This is a genomic window from Ligilactobacillus equi DSM 15833 = JCM 10991, from assembly GCF_001435735.1.
Taxonomy (GTDB): Bacteria; Bacillota; Bacilli; order Lactobacillales; family Lactobacillaceae; genus Ligilactobacillus; species Ligilactobacillus equi.
On the sequence record NZ_AZFH01000157.1, the window covers coordinates 1 to 22,458 of the forward strand.

Below are 22,458 nucleotides of genomic sequence, written 5' to 3' on the forward strand. Positions count from 1 at the left end.
GCAAGGCTTGTACTATCTGACTCGCTAATCTTTGTTGAGTTAGACTTCTCTACTGACTCACTTTGACTAGCAACACTTTCAGATGTTGATTTACTTTGGCTTACTAAACTTTCTGACTTAGCTTGACTGGTCTTATCTGATTCACTAATTACTTGGCTTAATGACTTAGAGTTTGCTTGACTTTCGCTTGCCAAAATTTCAGACGCGACAACACTTTGATATTCTAAACTTACTGACTTATATGCACTAGCGGAATCTGATTCACTAATTGTCTGACTTAATGACTTAGAATTTGCTTGGCTTTCGCTTACTAAACTTTCAGAAGTAGACTTGCTTTGGCTTGCCAAACTTTCAGATTTAGCAAGGCTAGTACTATCTGACTCGCTAACCTTTGTTGAGTTAGACTTCTCTACTGACTCACTTTGACTAGCAACACTTTCAGACGTTGATTTACTTTGGCTTGCTAGGCTTTCTGATTTTGCAAGGCTTGTACTATCTGACTCACTAACCTTTGTTGAGTTAGACTTCTCTACTGATTCACTTTGACTAGCAACACTTTCAGACGTTGATTTACTTTGGCTTGCTAGACTTTCTGATTTGGCTAAGCTAGTACTATCTGACTCGCTAACCTTTGTTGAGTTAGACTTCTCTACTGACTCACTTTGACTAGCAACACTTTCAGACGTTGATTTACTTTGGCTTGCTAGGCTTTCTGATTTAGCGACGCTCACACTTTCTGACTCTTTTACCTTTGTTGAGTTAGATTCTGAAACAGAAGTACTTGCATCTGCTGAGTTCTTAACCGCTGTGCTTACTGATTCTGAAGTAGACTTGCTTGTGCTTGCCAAACTTTCAGATTTAGCAAGGCTTGTACTATCTGATTCGCTAACCTTTGTTGAGTTAGACTTCTCTACTGACTCACTTTGACTAGCAACACTTTCAGACGTTGATTTACTTTGGCTTGCTAGGCTTTCTGATTTAGCGACGCTCACACTTTCTGACTCTTTTACCTTTGTTGAGTTAGATTCTGAAACAGAAGTACTTGCATCTGCTGAGTTCTTAACCGCTGTGCTTACTGATTCTGAAGTAGACTTGCTTGTGCTTGCCAAACTTTCAGATTTAGCAAGGCTTGTACTATCTGACTCGCTAATCTTTGTTGAGTTAGACTTCTCTACTGACTCACTTTGACTAGCAACACTTTCAGATGTTGATTTACTTTGGCTTGCCTGTACAGTAGATAGTGAAACACTATTACTTTGCGATTCTTTAATTGCGGTACTTGCACTAGTTGAATTCGACTTACTCATAGCAACAAATGACTCATAGGCTGATGAATTAGAAGTCGAAATTGAAATACTATCAGCAATATTTTGACTCAATACTGTCGAAGTAGATTGCGAAAGTGATTTATCTTCTTCAGCAATGTTTACATATTTAACGACATAATCTCGTTCACCACGACCAACATAATCGGCAAATTTACCACCTTCAGGCAACGTTGTTTCCTTGCCATTAACTGACACCATCGTTGCCCGATAACCAGGAATTTCCGGAATAGTGTAAGCCCATGTACTCTTCCAATTACCGTTATCAACAACAGTTACTGGTTGGTAGGTATCTAAAATATTTTGTAAAGTTTGACCACCAAGCGGATTATCAAATTCGGGAGTAAATTTAATCGTTCCTACGTTAGTCCCATTAGCATCCCCGGTAGCAACTGCAAAAACTGGCGTTAAATATTGTCTATATCCCGTGATTGTGTTTTCTGTATTTGCTTGTTTATCAATTACCGTCGTCTGTGTTTTTAGTGGTAAATTACCATTTTTATCAATAGTAGATTGCCATCCTTCTTCAAACGTAATTGCTTTTGCAACTTTTTCTGAAGCCAAAACGTGTGTAGCACTTTCTGTTCCCGGAAGTAATTTGATTGGATCAATATTAGTAAAAGTCAATGTTTTCCCATCATCTGACAAACTTACTTGGTAACGAGTTTTAGTTGATACATACTTACTCATATCATCGTCAATAGCTTTAATAAAAGTACCATCAGGTGATTCTTCACCGTTTGCAAATAAATCAGGCGTATTTTTGTCGGTAGCATCAATCAGTAAACCATCAATCGACTTGTCAAAATGAGCTTTAGTATCATCAGAAAGCTTAACTTGAATCTGAACTTGTCCAGCTTCACGTTCAAAACCATCTCTGGTGTACGCAAAACCATTCGGCGTATAACGTACGTAATAAAATGGTGAGCGTGTATAATACGAAACAACATCGGTATTCAAACCAATCGGTTTCACTTGGTCTCCAGAAGTTCCCATAGTGCTTTCGTACACACTTAATTGGGAGTTAGTGATAGAATTATCTAAATGATAATGCAAATCCGGATATAACTGAACCTGACCCGTTTCTCCTCCAGTAATTAAATTACTGCTATTTCCATTTACCGTTAAACTAATTGGACGTTTAGTAAATTTCGAATTTAAATCCTTAACAAACGCATCAACTTCATCCCTACCTTGTTTTGTAAATTTAATACTTCCTGGAATTGAGTTAGAATTAACTTCTAAATTAACATTTTTAGTATTCTGATTGCTACTACCCAGAAAATCAACTGAATAATTATCAATCGTATTTTGATTAATTATGCCAGTTAACAGATCTAAATGACGATTTTTAGATAAATTTTCAAAATAATCACCTAAAGTAATCTTATACGTTAAGCTAGGCATATAATCAGGGAAAATTTTCAAATACTCTTTATAATCGTCAATCGTTAAATCCTGAATGTCGCCATTTTTTATTTTTTGAACTAATTGTGTATCATCAAAATTAAGCTTGTTATTATTTGAGCCAACTCCAAAATACTGTAGTAAACTCTTAGGGTTTTTAAAATCTTCGGATGACCCCTCAACAGATAATCTATAAACGAGCTTACCGCTTCCTTTATCTGTCATAGCACCATCCGCAAAAATACCATAATAATCACTAATATAATTTTGCGATGTAAACTTCAAATATTGACCAGCAGTTAACGGTACAGCATCCGGAAACTCAATGTGAATTTGATATTGCCCATTTGATAAACGTTGACTCGTAACCGTCGCATTAGTGATTTCCAACGGGTCAACGTTTTGGTTTTGCGTATCGGTATTAACCGCCATTAAATTAGCATTTAAATTGATATTTTGAGCCGAATTATTTGCAAAATCAGCAACCCTAAATGTCGTTGTTGTTGCACGTTCAGTAGTATCATCACTTAAACTTTCAGAATGATTTTCTGACACACTAGTTACTGATTCAGAAGTTGATTCACTACTTTGAGATGTAATACTTTGAGAGAACTCCTCACTCACACTTGCAGTTTGTGTACTACTCATACTTTGCGTATGACTTTCTGTGGTACTTTGCGAATCAATGTTACTTTCACTAACAGACTCAGTATTTGAGTTAGCCACCGTTACTTGATTAGCTTCTGCTAACGTAGTGTTAGCCAATACTTGTTGTTTAACAACTTGGTCAGCACTAGCGTTAATCGCTGTTCCTGCTCCTAAAATCGTTCCTAAGCCCACAAGAGCGTATCTTGCACCCTTAGAGGCAGATTTACTTGCACGGTCAGGAATAGGCTCCAATGTGCCATTTTGACCGACATACCACCCTTTATTCGTGTGATACATCTTCTTACGTATTTTCTCTTCATAGGTAAATAATTTAGACAAAATGTTTTCCCCCATTTCATTTTTTTGCTATTTTGAGGTTAATTATAGCTATACGACAAGACGGATTTGCACCGTCCACTTAAAAGTAAAGTGCTATTTTTGCCGTAATCATGCTATTTATTGCAAAAAGAAAGCAGCGCTACTCAAGACACAACGCTACTTTCTTTTTTAGATTCGCTAATAATTATAATCCTCTAACTACTTCAAGCTAAAGTGCAATTAATCTGTACCAAATTAGAAATCACTATCACGTCACCAAAGTGAAAACGTAAACATGTAAGCAAATCTGTCTATTGCAAAACTAGCATTAAAAATGTAACACTGAGTTATTACGTTTTTATTTTAACATATATCCATCGTTTTTTAAACGATGATTTTTCTAAAAAATATATTTTATTAATCATGTATTTTTTTAGTAAAATAAAAGATGAAAAACGAAGATTATGAAAAGGTGAAAAACGAAGGTTATGAGGTGATTTTATTTGCAAACCGAAAGACAAAAAGATGCACTAATAGCATCGCTAACTTTGGCTTTATATACCAAAGGAAAAGACGGAAAATTTGATAAAGAAGAATTTGATAAGTATTTAGATGCAACCCTGAAAAATGATATCCTATCCTACTATGACGACATTCACAGTTCAACTAGGAAAGCTCAAGTCGAAGAATACATTAATGCTCTTCCGAAAAAAGAAGCCCAAATAGGTCAAGATTTAAAAAAGACTATTAATTTTAAATACGAAGCCGAGTTCCCAGACTACGTTAAATATATGTCTAATTTAGACATATATAGCAAAAAAAGGACTCCTAAAGAGGACTGGAATAAACCAAGTAGTAATGGTAAGTTTAGCCCAATGCAAAGAATGGAACACAGATTCAATGTAGCCTATGGGCGACAAATAAGCAGTGCATATCTTGCTGATATGAAATCAACGCTTAAGGATAACCATATACTGTACTTGGCTCAAAAGTTTGAACGTAGATACGGTCAAAAACTTGATAACAACTGGATTCAAGAAAACATTGTAGATCATATTAATAATAAGATTCCTGATGATAAAATCGACACTTTTACTAGTGACTTAAAGCTTTCAGACGATACTCTTCAAAAGATAAATAGCTCTACTTACACAAACTACAAAAAAAGTAATTACCAAATGTATCTGATGAACAACACCGAAAAAAAGCAGGCTGAAATAACAGATGAATCTGTCTTTACACTGGGTGAAAATGACTTAACCGTTCCAATAGAATTATTTGGTAACATTCAAGAAGAAGCTAAAGAAAAATACTATAAAGATCATCCAAATGAAAAACCAAGTAATTCTGATGTTTTAGACGGTTTAGGACGTTCATTCTGGAAAAATAAAATTGATGAATTAGAGATAGAACGGAGCTATCATAAAGCAAAAGATAATCATAAAATTCAAGAAAAAGTTTCCAACAAAAAGAAAAAGCTGCCTAACAAGCAGCAAGCTACCTATTCTCAAGACATTGTTGCTGAAGATGCCACCAATAATATTGATGGTGTTGATTATACCAAGAGCAGCAATGTTAAAGATTCATCTAAGGTAAATAATTATAATAATAGTTTTGATAATACTCCTGAATATAATAATGATGAACTTGTTTCACTTGAAGAAAATATTCCACCTGCACCCGAAAACAACAATGACTACTATTATAACATTCCTTTAGAGGATCCAAACGGGCAAATGCAATTTGACGAATTTGGTTATCCAATCAATGATAATTTTGTCTTTGACGATAACGCTCCTTTACCTGATTTACCTAACGAGGATGAAATTCCTCCCTTTGAAGATATTCCTCCTTACGATTATGAACAAACTGCTAATAGCTCTGATAATTCTAATAAACCTACATCTCGTAAAAGTGCCACAAACCCTACTAATGAAGTAACGAACGCTGATATTAAGCAAAAGAACGAAAATGCAAGAAAAGAATTAGCTAACGCCAAAATCAGACAAGACTTACTAGAAGAATTAGAGAAAAACGAAATTATTGATAAGCTATGGGACAAGTACCGTAATTCCGATGTAACCCTCAACTCACTGTTAAAACAAAGAAACTACGATATACAAGAAGCTACTGTGTTAATGGCTGCTTACGACCGTTTTAACGGGAAATATACTGTTGGTAGTCTAAATGACTTTGCAGACTCTAGAGGCGAAGAAAACAAGCCTCTGGGCCTAATTGAATCTGATTACTATAAGGAATTAGAAAAGCAAGAAGAAACATATAAGAAGAACACCTTCCAAACTGATGTCATTGATACTATTTTAAATGACGAATTCTTAAATAGTGTGGATATTAGCAAGGATAAAGAATACTTCACTGACAAGCTACAAGAAAAGTTCAATGATGTTTTAGTTTATCAAACTGCTAAGGATCTGGTAGACAATAAATCAATTTCCAAAGCATCAAGAAATAAATTTGAACGAACTATGGAAATCGTACAAAGGCCTAAATTTGAAAAGTTTAGAGAATTAAGCGCTGAATATCGTATGGTTACTCCAGGATTTTTAGAACAAGTTGATGATGTCCCGCTTGAACACGATGAAGTGGTTGAAAATAACTACAATAAGTTAAACGCAAAAATCAAAAAGTACGAAAAGGAAAATCAAATCAACACTGAAATCGGTAATAAAAAAACTGTTCAACCCAAAGAAGATAGCTTTGTTAACCTCTTTAGTGACAAGAATGATTTAATCATTAATGACTATAACCTAGGAAAAGCTGACAAGCTCATCTACACTAAAAAGAACTTCTCTCAAGATAACAATACCAACCTCTTAAAGATTAATAGAAAAATCAATGAGCGTTCTCAAGATATTCTTAAAAGCATCGATAACGGTGCAAAGGTCATTACTAATCTCAAATCCATCAAAGCTTTACATGAAGAACGCCCTGATCTTGATTTGTACTACCCTAAGTATGATGCTAAACAAAAGCAATATGTTGGCCTCGTTAAATACGAAGAAACTAAACCTAAGTCTGATAATAAAATCACAGAAATCACCAACAATAACCCTCGTATCTTCAATTACACCAAAGAAGACCTTGAATTTGTTGATAGCAATGTTTCTCAAGGATCAAGAATCATCCCACAAAACGATAGATTTGGTGTGAAAGTTAATGACAATAAAGTGAGTGAAACCACCACAAACCCTAAAATACCTGTTTACAGCCGTAATAAAGATGCTAGTGACAAGACCAAGAATAATCTATCGCAATTAGCCTCTGGAGATATTGTGATTGTTAATGAGTCTAACGCTAATATTGTACGTGAGTTAAGACCGGATGTTAAAGTCTTATCACCCGGAGCTAAAAAATACAACTCAGAAGCTAAACGAGAAGTTGGCCCAGCTAATGGTTTTGTCGATCACACTCCAAACATTAACATCCCCCCTGCACAATTATCTCAAGCCTTGCAAAATGCTTCTTATGATCCTAATCATGTTCGAGCAGCTCAAGCAAGTAATCAATACGATAATTTACAAGAAAACAATACTATTCCTGTTTCAAGCACTGAACAATTTGAAGATGCCAACGATGAATTTGAATTGCAATAAAAACGATTGTTTTTATTATAATTTTTTCAATATTTATATTGATAATTTTCGAAAATTAAACTACAATAATGGTACATCGTAATTCGCAATTTTCTAGTTGTTTCAGCTGTTTCTGGAGTTGCGAGCGATCCAATGATCGATCGATGAACGAAACCATAGAAAGTTTTGCAGTAGTATTATCTTACATCAAACAAGCGAAAACTTTCTTCTCCTATGCGAAAAAGCGTCCTACATGGGCGCTTTTTTCGTTTATCTAAAAAAGATATCCAAAAAGAAACAGACGAGAGAAAAACTCCCGCCTGCAAATAAATAGTAGCTTTACAGCTACAAAATTAAATCTTATATAACCATATATATACCAGAAAATAAATAAAATCAAGAATTATTAAAATCTGGCCACTTACCAGAAATTAACGCTTCTGTGTACTTATTAATATCATTCAAATCAATCTGAACCGACGTCCAAATTTTATCTGAAGGCACGACACCCGTGCGGTCGTCTAACTCGGATTGCTCATGCAATTTCTTAACAAAATCCTCAGTATACCGTCCCATTTGCTTGTAAGCCACAATTTCATTAACCAAACATTCTTTAGCAAATTCAATTACGTCATCTATCGAGCTTTTATCAACAACAATAGTACCTAATGCTATTGTTGGAAAGAGGAAAACATAACCAGGCTGTTTACTGTCCCCAGGTATCTTCTCAATTTCTAACGGTACTTCAACAATATCACGCTTACCAAGTTTATCACCACGTAATCCATACACTGACTCCGCATCATAGTCAAACTGCCCAGTTGGTAATTCAGTAGCTATCAAATATCCTTTCTCCCGGTACCGTTTCAAAGTTAGTCTTGAAATTTTTAGTATGTCTAATACTTCGCCTGCTCGCATATTATCACCTCAAGCATTTTATATCACACTATACCAAAATAGTCAATTATTATATCATAATCGCTCAAAATTGTACTTTTGCTATTTACCAATTAGTAATCTTCTTCATTGATCCATTTTTATACTACTATTCTAAGATTTTCGGGCTAAAGCCCCTATTTTCCTGACTGTGTATAGTAATTATTCAATCACAGAAAAGAGGAAAAATTATGTTAGCAACAGTAAACAACTTTTATTTACCAAGCAATACAGACAGCAACTACTTCCCTTCAACAACTAAAGACAAAGTAGCAGCTAATATGAAAGCTATCCGCTTAGTAAAAGAATTAGAAGAAAACAACGAATCAGCAAACCCTTCCGAACAAGAAACGTTATCTAAATACGTTGGTTGGGGAGGACTTGCCAACGAGTTTTTTGCAGAATATAATCTCAAATTTAAGGCAGAACGTGAGGAACTTAAGACCTTAGTCACAACTAGCGAATACGAAGCACTAAAAAGCTCTGCATTGACTGCTTATTACACAGATCCAATGATTGCACGAGAAATGTGGAATAAAATCGTTGATTATGGCTTTACTGGTGGTAACGTCTTAGACCCTTCTGCAGGTACTGGTATCTTCTTTATGACTATGCCAGAAGAATTACGCACCACAACAACGCTCTATGCCACAGAATTAGATTCAATTACAGGTGCTATTTTAACACAGCTATTCCCACAAGCTCATGTGTTAGTACAAGGTTTCGAAAAGACACCATTTAAGCCCGTATTTGATTTGATTATCACCAACGTTCCCTTTGGTGATATTCGCATTATTGACAAAGACTATGAAAAGCCCTACTTAATTCATGATTACTTCTTAAAGAAATCAGTAGATTTACTTGAAGGAAATGGATTAGTAACAATTATTACGTCTATTGGGACAGTTGACAAAGACAATAGCATCTTACCTGAAATTCAGTCTAAAGCAGACTTTCTAGGCGGCATTCGCTTACCAAGTAACACCTTTAAGAGAATTGCAGGGACTGATGTTACAAGTGATATTCTCATGTTTCAACGTAAAGAATACTAAACAAGAAAAGAACTATTTAGGAGGAAAAATTATGACTAAAATTAAAGTATATGGACCACAGGGACAAGCAACTTTTGAAGTTGCTACTGCTACAGAATTATGGCAGACGATTGACACAGAAGTTGGAACTAATGACTTCATTGGTTATAAGAAATTACCAGAAAATCGCAAACTTGAATGGCAACAAGAATTAGACAATATACATGGGATCGAAACTTTTTTAGAAGATGCTAAGAAGCGTGGCTTTATTGATAGTTTTGAAATTGAAATGGAGCCTACCAGAGCCCAATTTTTCGAAAAATACAAAAAGTTCGCTAACCAAAAGCTTGAAGAAATTCATCAAGAAATTGTCGATGGTGTTAGCGATGTTCGATTCAACGAACTTTCTAAAAAGGTTGTCAGAATCCTAACATCACAGCATATTTTAAGTGCTTACCTAAAATATGGTTATGATTCAGATATTATTGTTAACGTTTCTGTTCTGTTTATTTATTACGAACTACAACACGATTGGTACTTCAATACCTTCTGCGCTCAAGATAGAGATGATTTTGCGATTGAAGATATCAACGAAATCTTAACCGAAGCAATCGAAAAAGAAATTAGTAACGTTCCGCAACTTTAAAGAAAGGAAAAAATTATGGAAAAAATTGTAAACGAAATTTTGAAAGCGCCAAAAGTTATCGTACTTCGCCACATTATGGCAGATCCAGATGCTATTGGATCACAGTATGGTTTGGCCCAATTAGTAATTGAGCAAGGACAAGCCAAACAAGTCTTAATTGCAGGAGACGTTCCAAGTACGTTAAAAGAACTCCCTCCCTTTAGGAATTCATCATTATCATTATCAGAAAAGCTCTTAACTGAAAGCGACTTTGAGAAAGCTACTGTAGTGATTCTAGATACCTCGACTATTAATCGTGTTGACTTTGGCCCACTTGATTTTTCAGTACTTAACAAGGCTCAAAAAGTAATTAAAATCGACCATCATCCCGTTGGACTAGATACTCATGGCCAACCTAAAGACAACTATCCTAAACACACTATTCGTTACCAAGATACTAGTGCCTCTAGTACCTCCGAAATTATCAGTAATCTTTTTGAAGTTAATACTTATGATATCAGCTTAATGAGTTTGCCTATTTCGCAATATCTGTATACAGGTATTCTAGGCGATACAGGAAAGTTTTCTTACGCTATTAGTCCTAGAACATTCAACACAGTTGCTAACCTCATTCGTGGTTTTGATATGAAAGATTTCACTGAAATTAATCACGCTATGTCCACTACCACACTTGAAGAAGCTAAAATGAAAGGCTACTGCTACGATAAGATGGTGGTGGATGATGATACTGCAAACATTATCATTTCTAGAGAAGACTTAAATAAGCATAATTGGCCCGCTGATGACATGGCACGTTTCGTTAACTTATTAGGTACCGTTCAAGGGATCACCAAGTGGATGATGTGTGTCCAAGAAGAAGACTTATCGTGGCGCATTAGCTTGCGTTCAACTGAAATTATAGTCAATGATTTAGCAGAAGAATATGGCGGTGGTGGACACCCTACCGCTAGCGGTATCTTATTACCTGCTAACAGTAATAACATGACTATCATTCAAGAAATCAAAGAAAAATTAATAAGTAAGCAATAATGCTAATAATACGGCAAAAAGGACACCACTAGAAACAGGTGTCCTTGCTTTTTTTCTCATCTGTGTTATTCTCTAACTGTAAGGTTAGAGGAATAAGTGTGGACAAAGTTATTCGCACAGAAAAGAAGTTGGGGGTGTTCCACAAAATGCACCGTAATTGCACAATAACAACACCCCGCGACAAAAACTTCTCCATAAGAGAGTGCTACTCTCGTTGTTATTGCACTTCTATCACAAGTGCTACGTTTATTATACAAAGAGCCCAGTAATAAGCAACGAATTCCGGCTTATTACTGGGCTTTTTGGTATTTTTTCTTTTAGCTAACGCTACATTGTTTTTGCTATTTTTCTTCGTACGTGATACGATAAAACAGTGGATTAGGTTATTCTCATACTTGAGAATTTTGGACATTTCAAAACCTAAAAGGAAAGTCTTGTAATAAGTTTAGAATTCCGGCTTATTACAAGACTTTTTTGTTTTTTAACCGCCTATTTTGGTGGTTTTTTATTTAGGGCTGTCGCCCTTATTTTTTTGCCTATGTAGGAATTTATTAAGTATTTTGTTTTTCAAGAGAAAGGAAAAAATTATGATGAAAATTGATTTTAATGACAACGCTAAAGTACAACTTATGGATTTTCGAGCTGGTTATGCCACAATGCCCCAAAGCATTGTGTTTGATACCTACCAAGAAGACTCCATTTTCGGAGAAAAACGAAATGCGGTAATGTTAGAATATACCGTATTCGCCGGTGAAGAAGGAAGTTATCCGTCTGAAGAAGTCGTTTCCGTTAACCTACCAGACCAATTACTGTTAGATAGCGAAAAAGAATTTTTCTTAGACGAAGACTGCATTTCATCAGACATGCTTGAATATCTTGTTGAGCATGAGTATATTCAAAACACAGGCAGGCGAGGCGAATCAGGCTTTAAAACCTACCCTGTTTACGAGATTTTAGCAAAGAAAGAGAAAAGTAACACGGAAAATTTAGAAACAACAGGAAACGTTTTTGAAGTGAATGACGCATACAATAGCTTATCAACTCACATGGACCGAGATGACCTTATTTTGCTTGCAATTCAGTACGCAGAACGATTGAGCGATGAAAGCTTATCTGATAGCGAAGAAAAGCATTACCAAGAAATCTTAGAAAAGTTACATGATAACAAGCTAGACTTTAAAGAAGTATCAGAAATGCTAGAGTCAGTCCAAGTGTACGTAACTATTGGCGAAGACAAGCCAGTGAATGACCCTGACTTTGAGAAAATTTTCTCTGGTCCCAATGAATAATAGATAATTCAGTTATTTAACCACCGATATTTAGGTGGTTTTTATTTTAGGGCTAAAGCCCTTATTTTTTTGGCTTTGTAGTAATAAATTAAGACAACCAAAGAAAAGAGGAAAAAAAATGTCAACAAACGCAAACATTGGAATTATTGCAAAGCAAAATAGCTCAACTATAGTATGGATTCGCTGCCACTGGGACGGCTACCCTGCCTCAGTTGGTAAAATTCTAACTGAAAAGTACACCGAACCATCCAAAGTTTGGCAGTTAATCGCTTTAGGTGATATTAGCTCATTAGGCGAAAATCTTGAACCTACAACTGATTCTCATTCCTTTGAGCATCCCGAAGAAAACACAACTATTGCATATCATCGCGATAGACACGAAGATTGGTCACCCGCACTTAGACCAGCTGTAGATACTAACTTAGACAGATTTCTAGACGTCGAGTATGCCTATCTTTTCGACCAAGATAAGTGCAAATGGACTTGCTACAATTGTCTCTACACACTAAGCGACCAAGAATTTGAAGAAGCTATTGAATCCTAAAAAATCATGAATACACTTATTACTTTAAGAAAGTGAGAAAAACAATGAAATATAACGACTTTAAAAAAGCTGTTAAAGCCTTGAATTTAGGCTTTAGAGAAAGCAAAGACGAAATTACTGTTATCAGCAAAAAGACGACTGTTCCGATAGTTTCGATTTCGAAAAAATATTCCGAAGACATCACAACCGACGATTTTGAAACTTTGCTTGACACTAAAGACTTGTTTGAAATAGCAATGCAACTCGCATACACTCCACTTGATGAACGTGAAAATTGCGAAAGAATTGCAGTAAAGTTTGCTGTGGATAACGGCGTAGACTTAACCGACTAAAAAATAAAGAGAGGTAATAACCATGGGATTAGATATCTACCTAAAACGTTTTAAAAAATTTGAACTAGACGAAAGTAAAGTTTTCCACCAAGCTGAACTATTCGAAAAAGACTTGAGCTACGTTACAGTCGCAGATCAAGAACGTGAAAATACTCTTCCAGAAGACTTGTTAGAAGATTATACTCACGAGATTAAAGTCATGGAAGAAAAATTTGATTTCAAAAAAATTTTTGACACATACTTCAAAAAATTACCGGAATATAAGGATAAAACCTTCAAAGATTCAAATCTCGTTATTGTAGGTAGCGCCTACGAATCTTGGCTCAGCCGCTTTGTTATCAAAGATTTCACCACCGACGTTGAAGTTAAAATCGAATTGACCGGCAATGATAAAAAATCACTAACCAAAGAAGTTCCCGTTGATTGTTATGTCTACCAAACTGAAGAAGTAGACTACCAACGCAAAGGTCTAAATGACTACGGTTGGGAACTCCTGCCAGAAAACTGTTGCTATTCAACCGACAAAGACCGTGTAATGGAAATGGTTGAATCCGGCGGTTTAGACGAATCATTTATCCATAATTGGAAAGAAGGTTCCACAGCAATTATTGCTTGGTGGTAAGAAAAGATTACACATATCCAAGAATGAAAGAAGTAAATCAACATGAGCAAAAAATACACAGATAGCAAAAGTAACCTTTTTTACACCTTATCAACTATTTTCTTGACAGTCATTACCGTTGCAACCACTATTCTCTTCATCATAGTACCAAAACTCTTAATCATCGTGCCATTCATCATCGCATATTTCTTATATGCTGGTGAACATACTGCAACTGACGAAGAACTATTTGGTCCAAAGAACAAAGAAAATTAGAAGAAATTACAATTTTAAGCCACCTATTTTAGGTGGTTTTTTTACGGGCTAAAGCCCCTATTTTTTTGCTTATGTAGTTTTATTCAAGATAAGAAAATATACAAGGAGGAAAGATATAATCATGAGTAATACACAATTAATTTGGAACAAACCTATTGAAGTACAAGAAAACGTCAAAGCAAACCCTTACTTTGTTTACAACTTAGAAAATGTTCTAGGTGATTACGAAGTAAAGCATTTTATGGGTGGTCGCTTATCTGTTAAAGCACCTGAAGAGCAAAATCTTCAACAAGCTATTAAAGACAGTTTTGACAATTTCAAAGAACTTGAAAATAACAATGTTCCTAACCACCAAAACTTAGCAGCTCTTGAAACAGTTGAAGCAGCTAATGACGGCTTACCTGATAACATTGTCAACTTAGCCATGTACTCTTACGGTTTTGATCGTAAAACAGGTAAGATTTATTACCGTGATTACAACGGTATTAAAGAAAGTGCTAAGACAGCATCCCTTGTCTTCTTTGAAGATAAAGACGGAAACTTCTTGGGCTTTGACCGTTCAGAAACCTCCGCTATTGTCAAAGAGTTCAAGGAAATCACTAAGAAAAATCCTAGCGCTATTACCTCTATTTACCGTAATTCTAAGGCGGTAACCACCGGTAAACACAAGGGACAATTCAAGCAAACATACTTCTACAACAAGCCATTATCTCAAAACGAAAAAGAACGTATTATTGGGATGATTGGTATCAAAGAAGCCTACCGTAAGATCATTGATTTACAACAAAAAGAAAACTATGATGTCCAAGCTTTTGATAACTTGTTAGTCAAGTTAAACACTTGTTATGATGAATTTCTTTTGAAATTTGGTTACTTGAACGATAAGGTTAATGCACGCTTATTTGAATCAGATGATTCATACCCATTAATCGCATCCTTAGAAGATGAACTACCACCTAAAGAAAACAGTAAGCAAGTTGATTACAAAAAAGCACAAGCATTCTTTGAACCAACTATCCGCCCTCTTTCAAAGCCAACAACAGTTAATAATGCAATCGACGCTTTGAATTTCAGTTTATCGTTAGGTAAAGGTGTAGATTTTAGTGTAATGACTTCTATCTACCCTAACTCAACTAAAGAAAGCTTAATTGAAGAATTAGGCAATAACATCATGCTTGACATCGAAGCTTACGCAATGTTCAGAAATGTAGAATATGTACAACGAAATGATGCTTTATCAGGTGATATTCTTACTAAGATTGACTTAGTTAAAGAACTTGAGGAAGAAGGAGATACTGCAGCTAACTGGTCCTTATACTTAAAGGAATTAGAAGATGTTAAGCCAAAGACAATTTCCTTAGCAGATATTTCCTACAAGTTAGGTTCTTCATGGATTCCTGACAATGTATTTGCGATGTTTGCAGCCGCAACCTTTAGCGATCACGAATTTAATTCTGTAGATGATTTTGTGTTTGACGATAACATCCCAAAGCTTGACAGTCCAGAATACAATGATGTCTTTGAAAAGAGTCCTAAGCACATTATTATCAACAGTCAATTCCAAAGATATTACATGGACTATGGTTGGGCTCGTGTAAACTTAGCTTTAGGGCTTGAAGATAGTAAAAAGTACAGTCGTGGCTCTGATATCATGACCTACTTAATGCGCAATGAATTACCAACGATTACTAAGATTGACGAAAATGACGAATCAGGAAAGAAACGTGTTACCGACCCTGTAGCGACTGCTAACCTACGCCAAGTAGAAAAACGTCTTGAAAACTTGTTTAAAGAATTTGTCGTAAGTCGCCCCGAAGTGTCACAATTGATTGAAACAACCTACAATCAAGAATTTAACCGCATTAAGTTAAAAGAATATGACGGTTCACACTTAGAATTTAATGGTTTAGCAAAGCAATTCAACTTGCGTGGCTACCAAAAGAATGCTGTTCAACGTATCTTAGAAGACAAACGTGCCCTTCTTGCTCATGAAGTAGGTGCAGGTAAGACCTTAACCATGGTAGCAGCTGCTTTCAAGCTTAAAGACCTAGGATTAGTTAAGAAACCAATGTTTGTCGTACCATCAAACTTAACTGCCCAATTTGGACAAGAAATCTTGAAGTTTTTCCCAAATAAGAAAGTACTTGTAACAACTAAGAAAGACTTTGAAAAGTCACACCGTAAGCTCTTCGTTTCACGCATTATGACTTCAGATTACGATGGTATCGTTATCGGTCAATCACAATTTGAAATGATTCCCGTTTCAAAAGAAACTGAAGAAAAATTCATACAACGCCAATATAATGAATTATTAAGCGTTATCGCGTCTGCTGAAAAAGACGATAAGTACTTGACAGTTAAAGAGCTAGAACGCCGTAAGAATAAGCTTAAGGAGCGCTTAGATGCCCTTGGCAAGATTAAGCGTGATTCCTTTATCACTTTTGAAAACTTAGGTGTTGATTTCTTGTTTGTCGATGAAGCACATGGCTACAAGAACGTTGCACCTATTAGTAACTTGGGTCAAATCAAAGGTATTAACTCTGTAACAGCTAAGAAGAACTTAGATATGCAAGCTAAGATTAACTACTTGCACGAAAAGTTTAATAATCGTAATGTAGTATTTGCAACAGGTACTCCAGTATCCAACAGTATTTCCGAAATGTACATTATGATGAACTACATCCAACCAGATGTATTAGCTAAATACGGAGTAGGCAACTTTGACGATTGGGTCGGTGCATTCGGTTTAATTGAAAGTTCTTTAGAATTAAACCCTACTGGTAGCAAGTATGTATCAACCAAGCGTTTTTCTAAGTTTGTAAACTTACCAGAATTAATGTCCTTATACAAGACATCTACTGATATCATGACATCTGATTCTTTAGATTTAGATATTCCTGATTCACAAAAGGTAGTTATCACAAGCGATTTAACAGAACAACAAAAGCTTAAATTAGCAGAATTAGTTGAACGTTCAGAAAAATTGCACACAGAAGATGTGGACCCTACCGAAGACAATATGTTAAAGATTACTGGTGAAGCACGTAAGCTAACTTTAGACATGCGCTTATTAGACCCAGAATCAAGTTCTAAGGACTCTAAAAAGCTCTCGCAGGTAATTAGTAATGTTATGGACGTTTACAAGCGTACAGACGACCACAAGGGCACACAAATGATTTTCTCAGACCAAGGTACTCCAAAAAAGACAGATACCTTTTCTGTTTACCAAGACTTAAAGGATCGTTTAGTAGCCGCAGGTATTCCTGAAAACGAAATTGCTTTTATGCACGATGCCAAAGACGAAAACGCTAAGACAGTATTATCTCGGAAGATGAATGCAGGTCAAGTGCGGATTTTGATTGCTTCTACTGAAAAAGGTGGTACAGGGCTTAACGTACAACAACGTATGAAAGCCGTACACCACCTTGACGTGCCTTGGAAGCCATCTGATATCATTCAACGCAACGGTCGCTTAATTCGTCAAGGTAACATGTTCAAAGGCGTAGTAACTTACTACTACATCACAAAAGGCTCCTTTGATAACTACTTATGGCAAATTCAAGAAAACAAGTTAAAGTACATCACACAAATTATGACAAACAAGAGCCCTATTCGCTCTATGTCTGATATTGATGATGAAGTCATGACCTCCTCTGACTTTAAAGCGATTGCTACTTCTAACCCATTCTTAAAGACTAGTATTGAATTGAACAACCGTATTGACTTGTTATCTCAACAAAAGCGTAACTGGGAACGTAGTCAAGACGCTAAGCGTCGCAATGTTGAAATAGCAAATCAACTTTTACCTAAGCTTCAAGCAAACTTGAAGGATATTGAAGCTGATTTAGCCTATGTAACTGACAGTAACCTTCAAAATCAAGACTTCGAAATGACTATTGACGGTCAAACTTATGACAAGCGCGCTAATGCAGGTATGGCATTACACCGTATCTTAAACTCACTTTACATTGGAAACCGTTTTAATGTTGATGAAAAGGGCTTGATTGAAGTTGGTAATTACCACGATTTCAAGATTAAAATTGATGACAAACGTCCATCAACTCAAATTGGTAAGGCATTCTTAATCAAGAATGTTTACTTAGTACGTAACTTTACCTACACCGTACAAGTAGAATTAGCACCACATAACCAAATTGGGTCTATTCAACGTATTATCAATAAGATTAACCGCTTAGAACGTCCACTCAAAGAAAAGCAACAATCTATCAAGACACACGAGAAAGTTATTGAAATTGGCTTCGATACCAATGGTTTCGACAAGGACGAAGCTTTAGAATACCTCCGTCAAAAGCAATTCTTACTTTCTCCATATGTTTCTAGCGACGAGAAAATTAACATCGCAGAAATCAACGAAAAGTTAACTGAATTTGATGATGATTTCTTAGCTAGTCACCCTAACTTTGACTTAACTAATGATGCAGTAGTCCTTGAAAAGCAAGATAACTTAGAAGAAAAGTCACGTTACCAAACTACTGTCAACTACCACGACTTCGACGCTGTTAAGTTTGACGTTGACATGCAAGTTAAGCCTGAACCTGAAGAAAGTACAATCAAAGTAGTAACAACCACTACTACTCGTACTGAAAATAAGAAGAAAATTACACAGACATCTGTAAATGCCACAGCTAAGACAACTTCTCGTACAAAACTGGACGATAAGTCTAATATTGAAATTTCTGAACAATTAAACTTGTTTGACCTTATCCCACAAGAAGACGAAAAAACTGCTTCAGTTTCAATTACTATCAAGAAGACTGTCGTAACCGAACCTGAACAACTTAGCTTGTTCTAAAATAAAACCACCTTATTTCGGTGGTTTTATTTTAGGGCTAAAGCCCCTATTTTTCTTATTATGTAGTTACACCTATCGACGCAGAAAGGGAAAAATACAAATGAAAAAAATAAAATTAAACCCAAAGCAAAAAGAAAACTTATTTTGGACATTTTTTGTCGTCGCTATAATTGGCTTTTCTATTGCCATGATAACCATAGCCACTCTAGCACCCGTTAAAAATAGAGATAATTTGCCTAACGGGTCATCCCCTCGGCAAGAAAATACAATCCACGCTAAATCAGTCAGCACAAAGAAAGTCAAAACGCTAGTTGCTACTGAATATGATAAGCACTTTGAAGACATCAAATACCACATGTTGAAAATCAATACCATCCCAACTACCTATTCTTTTCATTGCGGTAATAAATGGATTGATGTTGAGGCTAAAAATGTTACTTATCGCTATGTAATACCCGGAAATAACAAAGATTCTCTGCCAAAAGCAGAAGTACACATTGACGAAAATGGCTACAAGACAGCCATTATTACCTTGTTAGCATCCGAAGACAAAGACTAAATAATAGTTTGATTTAGTGATGCTATTTTCATCTCGGTAATAAATTACTGAGTTTCCTCACACCCTTACGCGACCAAAAAAGAAAGGATGTTTTTTAATATGTTTTATGTATATAACACCATTACCCGCAAAGTAGTCTCCCAAGCTAGTAATTCAAAAGAAGCTCGTCAAACAGCACTAAAACTTCAACAAAAGTATTTAAAGCAACACAACCCTAACTATATTATTGAGAAAAATATACCTTCAGACGAAGTTGACCGTATTTTACAAATCGCTGCTTTTAGCTACTGTGACGACAAGTATCTTACGTTAGCAAAAATTTCTTTTTAGGAGGCTTCAAAATGGACGACATGACAGATATTTACCGATCATACGAATTTATGCGGGCCAATATGCCTAAACCAATTACCAAAGAACAGCTAAAAGAAAAACTTAGTCCCACTACTCACTTAGAATTCGTTATTCGCGAAGACGGGCTTATTCAACCATTACGTGGAAGTCACGAAAATGTTATGGTATTTCTCATCTGTAACCGAGACAATATCACTTATGCTGACTATATGGAAAATATGCCCAAAGAATATTGGTTTGATACATGGGACTATGCCTTCTTGCACTATGGTGGTATTTTTGTTTGGCCCGACAGGCAAATATCAGGCAAAAAGACCACTCCAGAAGCTCAAAATACATGTAATTGGTTATTAGATAACCACATTATTTACAAATGGAAGAGGGGTGAAATCAATGGTTAAGTATTCTTATAATGATGTAGCTGATTGGTTTTTAGTTGAAGGAAAAGGTAAAATTTCGCCTAAGAAGTTACAGAAATTAGTTTATTATGCCTATGCATGGGTTTTAACATTATTAAACGATTCGAGCGAAGAGTTGAATATAAGATTATTTGATGACGCAAAATTTGAAGCATGGGTTCACGGCCCAGTTCTTCGTGATCTACATGCGGAGTATGCTAGTTACGGTTTCGAGAATATAGAAGAACCTAAGGAACAACCTGAGTTTGTTGAGGATATTCAGGATATACTTGAACAAGTTTGGGAAGTATACGGAAATTATTCAGCTGATCAATTAGAAAGCATGACACATCAAGAAAAACCTTGGAGAAATGCACGCAAGGATTTATCACCATTAGACAGTAGCTCCACTTTAATAGATGATCGTGATATATTTAATTGCTACATTCAAAGAGTAGGTTAATATGGGAAAAAATAAAAAACGAGTAGTTAGCCCTTCTAAACCTAAAAGGAATGTTTCGATAGATAATAAATCTAAATTACAAGACATTATCTATATAGATTTTAATAAATATCCAAAATGGATAACAGATGAAAATATTACGGAAAGCGAGAATCAATAACCATGGAAAAAGAAATATACAATCTAACCGGAGAAATAATCGTCATCACAGACAAAGAAGACAAGCTCATCACTCAATACGAGCCTGATGGACCAATCATTAGCTTTAATTATTCCAAAAACATTATCGGCTCAATCAGCAATGGCTCAGTACCAGTTGCTATATTACAGCCTCAATTAGATAAACGGTGTAAATACATTTTAGACTTACCTAAGTCAGCTTACGTTATCGTCCCAGAAGCATGCGTTAACGACCTTTATCGCATTCGCCCTGATCTTAACATCTTTACTCCGGGAATTACCAAAGTTGGCCCATTCAACGAAGAATTTGCAATAAGTTACGAAGAATTTGTTAAACGCTATTAACTTAATATGCCACTACCTAAGTGGTATTTTTAGGGCTAAAGCCCTTATTTTCTCGATTATGTAGTTTAAAAATTCAGAAAAAACAGAAAGGATAAATAGCTATGGAAATTAAAATCGAAACAAAAACATTTAAGAAGCTCATGAAAGACATGGGCATTGCAATCGGTAGTAAGCCAACAATTAGTACCTTAGAATCAGTAAAAATTGTTGCCACCGAAGAAAACATTATCTTCACAACTTCAGATATTGACCTCACCTTAGTTAAAACTGTTTTAACTGGAGATAAAGTGTTTGTTAATGAACCCGGTAGCATTCTTATGCCTTTTAGATTATCAAGTAACATTATTAACAAGTTATCAGGTAAAACGATTACTGTGCAAACAAAATCTGATACCGAAGCACATATTAAGTCTGGTAAAAGTAAGTTCAAAATCAGTGTTTTAAGTGCTGACATGTTCCCTACCATTCCAGAAACAAACGCTGATGATAAATCATTAACCTTTGCAACTGATGACTTTGCCACTGTAATTAAGAAAGTTAGCCACGCTGCTAGTACACAAGAAAGTAGACCAACGTTAACAGGTTTACACTTCTCAACCAGTCAAGTTACAAATGGCGATCAAGAAGAAAATGTACTATCGGTAGAAGCTACTGATACTCACGTTATGGCGAAAGTTACTACTGATATTAATACTGATGGCATTGAATGGGATGCTATCATACCTGCAAAGCCTTTAACTAAAATCAGTTCAATCTTAGAAGAAAATAATGAAGTTGAAATTCAGTTTACCCCTAATCAAGGTCAAATTACCTTTAACTTGGGCCAAAACAGAATCTTACTTCGGCTTATAGAAGGTAACTACCCTGACACAAGTAGAATCATCCCACCTATCAGTGATGATTGTACAATTAAATTAAAGCGTAAAGATGTGTTAGACACTTTCGGACGTGCTACTATTATTGCGAAAACTGCTAAATCTCTAGTTTCACTTTTAGAAATCAAAGATGATAAATTAACAGTTTCAAGTAACAGTCCGTCAACTGGTGATATGCACGAAGAACTTAGTTTTGAACCAGTATCAAGTACGGTAAAAGAACTTAAGATTGGTATGAACCCTCACTATATCATCCAAACTGTATCTCAAATTACATCAGATAACGTTATCTTAAGTTTTAACAACTCACTTCGTCCTTTCAGAGTAGTAAACCCTGAAGACGATAACTATATTCAAATCATCACACCTATTCGATTGGCTTAACAACGCAAAAAAGGATGTACAGCATTGACCGTACATCCTTTTTTATTACGCACGTGTAAACGCAATAAGTGATAAAAAAGAATTAAATTAAATTAGATTAAGTTAGGTTAAATAA

18 protein-coding genes and 1 pseudogene are annotated in these 22,458 nt (G+C 35.5%); 17 read left to right on the plus strand and 2 right to left on the minus strand.

Features of this window, described 5'->3' with window-relative positions; translation table 11 throughout:
• Positions 1–3,719 (minus strand): annotated as a pseudogene (locus tag FC36_RS08385) (hypothetical protein); the annotation flags it as partial.
• A gap of 482 nt (positions 3,720–4,201) precedes the next feature.
• Here FC36_RS08385 and FC36_RS08390 point away from each other — a divergent pair.
• On the plus strand, positions 4,202–7,312 hold the full coding sequence (locus FC36_RS08390) for a hypothetical protein (protein ID WP_056986840.1): 3,111 nt from the start codon (positions 4,202–4,204) through the stop codon (positions 7,310–7,312).
• Between the two features lie 375 nt (positions 7,313–7,687).
• Here the strand turns inward: FC36_RS08390 and FC36_RS08395 are convergent, their stop codons facing one another.
• Complete coding sequence (locus tag FC36_RS08395; protein ID WP_155889586.1) at positions 7,688–8,134, minus strand: hypothetical protein; 447 nt, start codon at positions 8,132–8,134, stop codon at positions 7,688–7,690.
• 284 nt (positions 8,135–8,418) lie between these two features.
• Here FC36_RS08395 and FC36_RS08400 point away from each other — a divergent pair, with 284 nt between their 5' ends.
• The 16 genes from FC36_RS08400 (at position 8,419) to dnaN (ending at position 22,343) form a co-directional block, all read left to right on the plus strand.
• Positions 8,419–9,279 (plus strand): class I SAM-dependent methyltransferase, encoded by an 861-nt coding sequence (locus FC36_RS08400; RefSeq protein WP_025020821.1) that lies wholly within the window; start codon positions 8,419–8,421, stop codon positions 9,277–9,279.
• Positions 9,280–9,310: 31 nt separating this feature from the next.
• Positions 9,311–9,904: a hypothetical protein gene (locus tag FC36_RS08405; protein WP_025020822.1), complete on the plus strand. Its 594-nt coding sequence runs from the start codon at positions 9,311–9,313 to the stop codon at positions 9,902–9,904.
• Between the two features lie 15 nt (positions 9,905–9,919).
• Positions 9,920–10,933, plus strand: coding sequence for a DHH family phosphoesterase (locus FC36_RS08410; protein WP_025020823.1), 1,014 nt, complete (start codon positions 9,920–9,922; stop codon positions 10,931–10,933).
• 587 nt (positions 10,934–11,520) lie between these two features.
• On the plus strand, positions 11,521–12,222 hold the full coding sequence (locus FC36_RS08415; RefSeq protein ID WP_056986841.1) for a DUF4313 domain-containing protein: 702 nt from the start codon (positions 11,521–11,523) through the stop codon (positions 12,220–12,222).
• Positions 12,223–12,340: 118 nt separating this feature from the next.
• Positions 12,341–12,766, plus strand: a complete 426-nt coding sequence (locus FC36_RS08420; protein WP_023859196.1) for a hypothetical protein — start codon at positions 12,341–12,343, stop codon at positions 12,764–12,766.
• Positions 12,767–12,810: 44 nt separating this feature from the next.
• Entirely contained in the window at positions 12,811–13,098 is a 288-nt protein-coding gene (locus tag FC36_RS08425; protein WP_025020826.1) for a hypothetical protein, read from the plus strand.
• A gap of 22 nt (positions 13,099–13,120) precedes the next feature.
• Entirely contained in the window at positions 13,121–13,720 is a 600-nt protein-coding gene (locus FC36_RS12310) for a hypothetical protein (protein ID WP_023859198.1), read from the plus strand.
• Between the two features lie 42 nt (positions 13,721–13,762).
• Entirely contained in the window at positions 13,763–13,975 is a 213-nt protein-coding gene (locus tag FC36_RS08435; RefSeq protein ID WP_023859199.1) for a hypothetical protein, read from the plus strand.
• 121 nt (positions 13,976–14,096) lie between these two features.
• Positions 14,097–18,788: a helicase-like domain-containing protein gene (locus FC36_RS08440; protein WP_025020827.1), complete on the plus strand. Its 4,692-nt coding sequence runs from the start codon at positions 14,097–14,099 to the stop codon at positions 18,786–18,788.
• A gap of 100 nt (positions 18,789–18,888) precedes the next feature.
• Positions 18,889–19,347 (plus strand): hypothetical protein, encoded by a 459-nt coding sequence (locus tag FC36_RS08445; RefSeq protein ID WP_023859201.1) that lies wholly within the window; start codon positions 18,889–18,891, stop codon positions 19,345–19,347.
• A gap of 99 nt (positions 19,348–19,446) precedes the next feature.
• The gene (locus FC36_RS08450; protein ID WP_025020829.1) at positions 19,447–19,677 is read left to right on the plus strand and encodes a hypothetical protein; all 231 of its coding nucleotides are present in this window, start codon (positions 19,447–19,449) and stop codon (positions 19,675–19,677) included.
• An 11-nt stretch (positions 19,678–19,688) separates the two neighbouring features.
• Positions 19,689–20,099 carry a hypothetical protein gene (locus tag FC36_RS08455; protein WP_023859203.1) on the plus strand — a complete coding sequence of 137 codons (411 nt, stop codon included), beginning with the start codon at positions 19,689–19,691 and terminating at the stop codon, positions 20,097–20,099.
• Positions 20,092–20,559 carry a Panacea domain-containing protein gene (locus FC36_RS08460; protein ID WP_023859204.1) on the plus strand — a complete coding sequence of 156 codons (468 nt, stop codon included), beginning with the start codon at positions 20,092–20,094 and terminating at the stop codon, positions 20,557–20,559. Before FC36_RS08455 ends, FC36_RS08460 begins: the two co-directional genes overlap by 8 nt.
• A gap of 1 nt (position 20,560) precedes the next feature.
• On the plus strand, positions 20,561–20,719 hold the full coding sequence (locus tag FC36_RS11950; protein WP_023859205.1) for a hypothetical protein: 159 nt from the start codon (positions 20,561–20,563) through the stop codon (positions 20,717–20,719).
• A gap of 2 nt (positions 20,720–20,721) precedes the next feature.
• Entirely contained in the window at positions 20,722–21,084 is a 363-nt protein-coding gene (locus FC36_RS08465) for a hypothetical protein (protein ID WP_023859206.1), read from the plus strand.
• Positions 21,085–21,185: 101 nt separating this feature from the next.
• Positions 21,186–22,343, plus strand: a complete 1,158-nt coding sequence (gene dnaN, locus FC36_RS08470) for a DNA polymerase III subunit beta (RefSeq protein WP_025020830.1) — start codon at positions 21,186–21,188, stop codon at positions 22,341–22,343.
• Positions 22,344–22,458 lie beyond the last annotated feature (115 nt).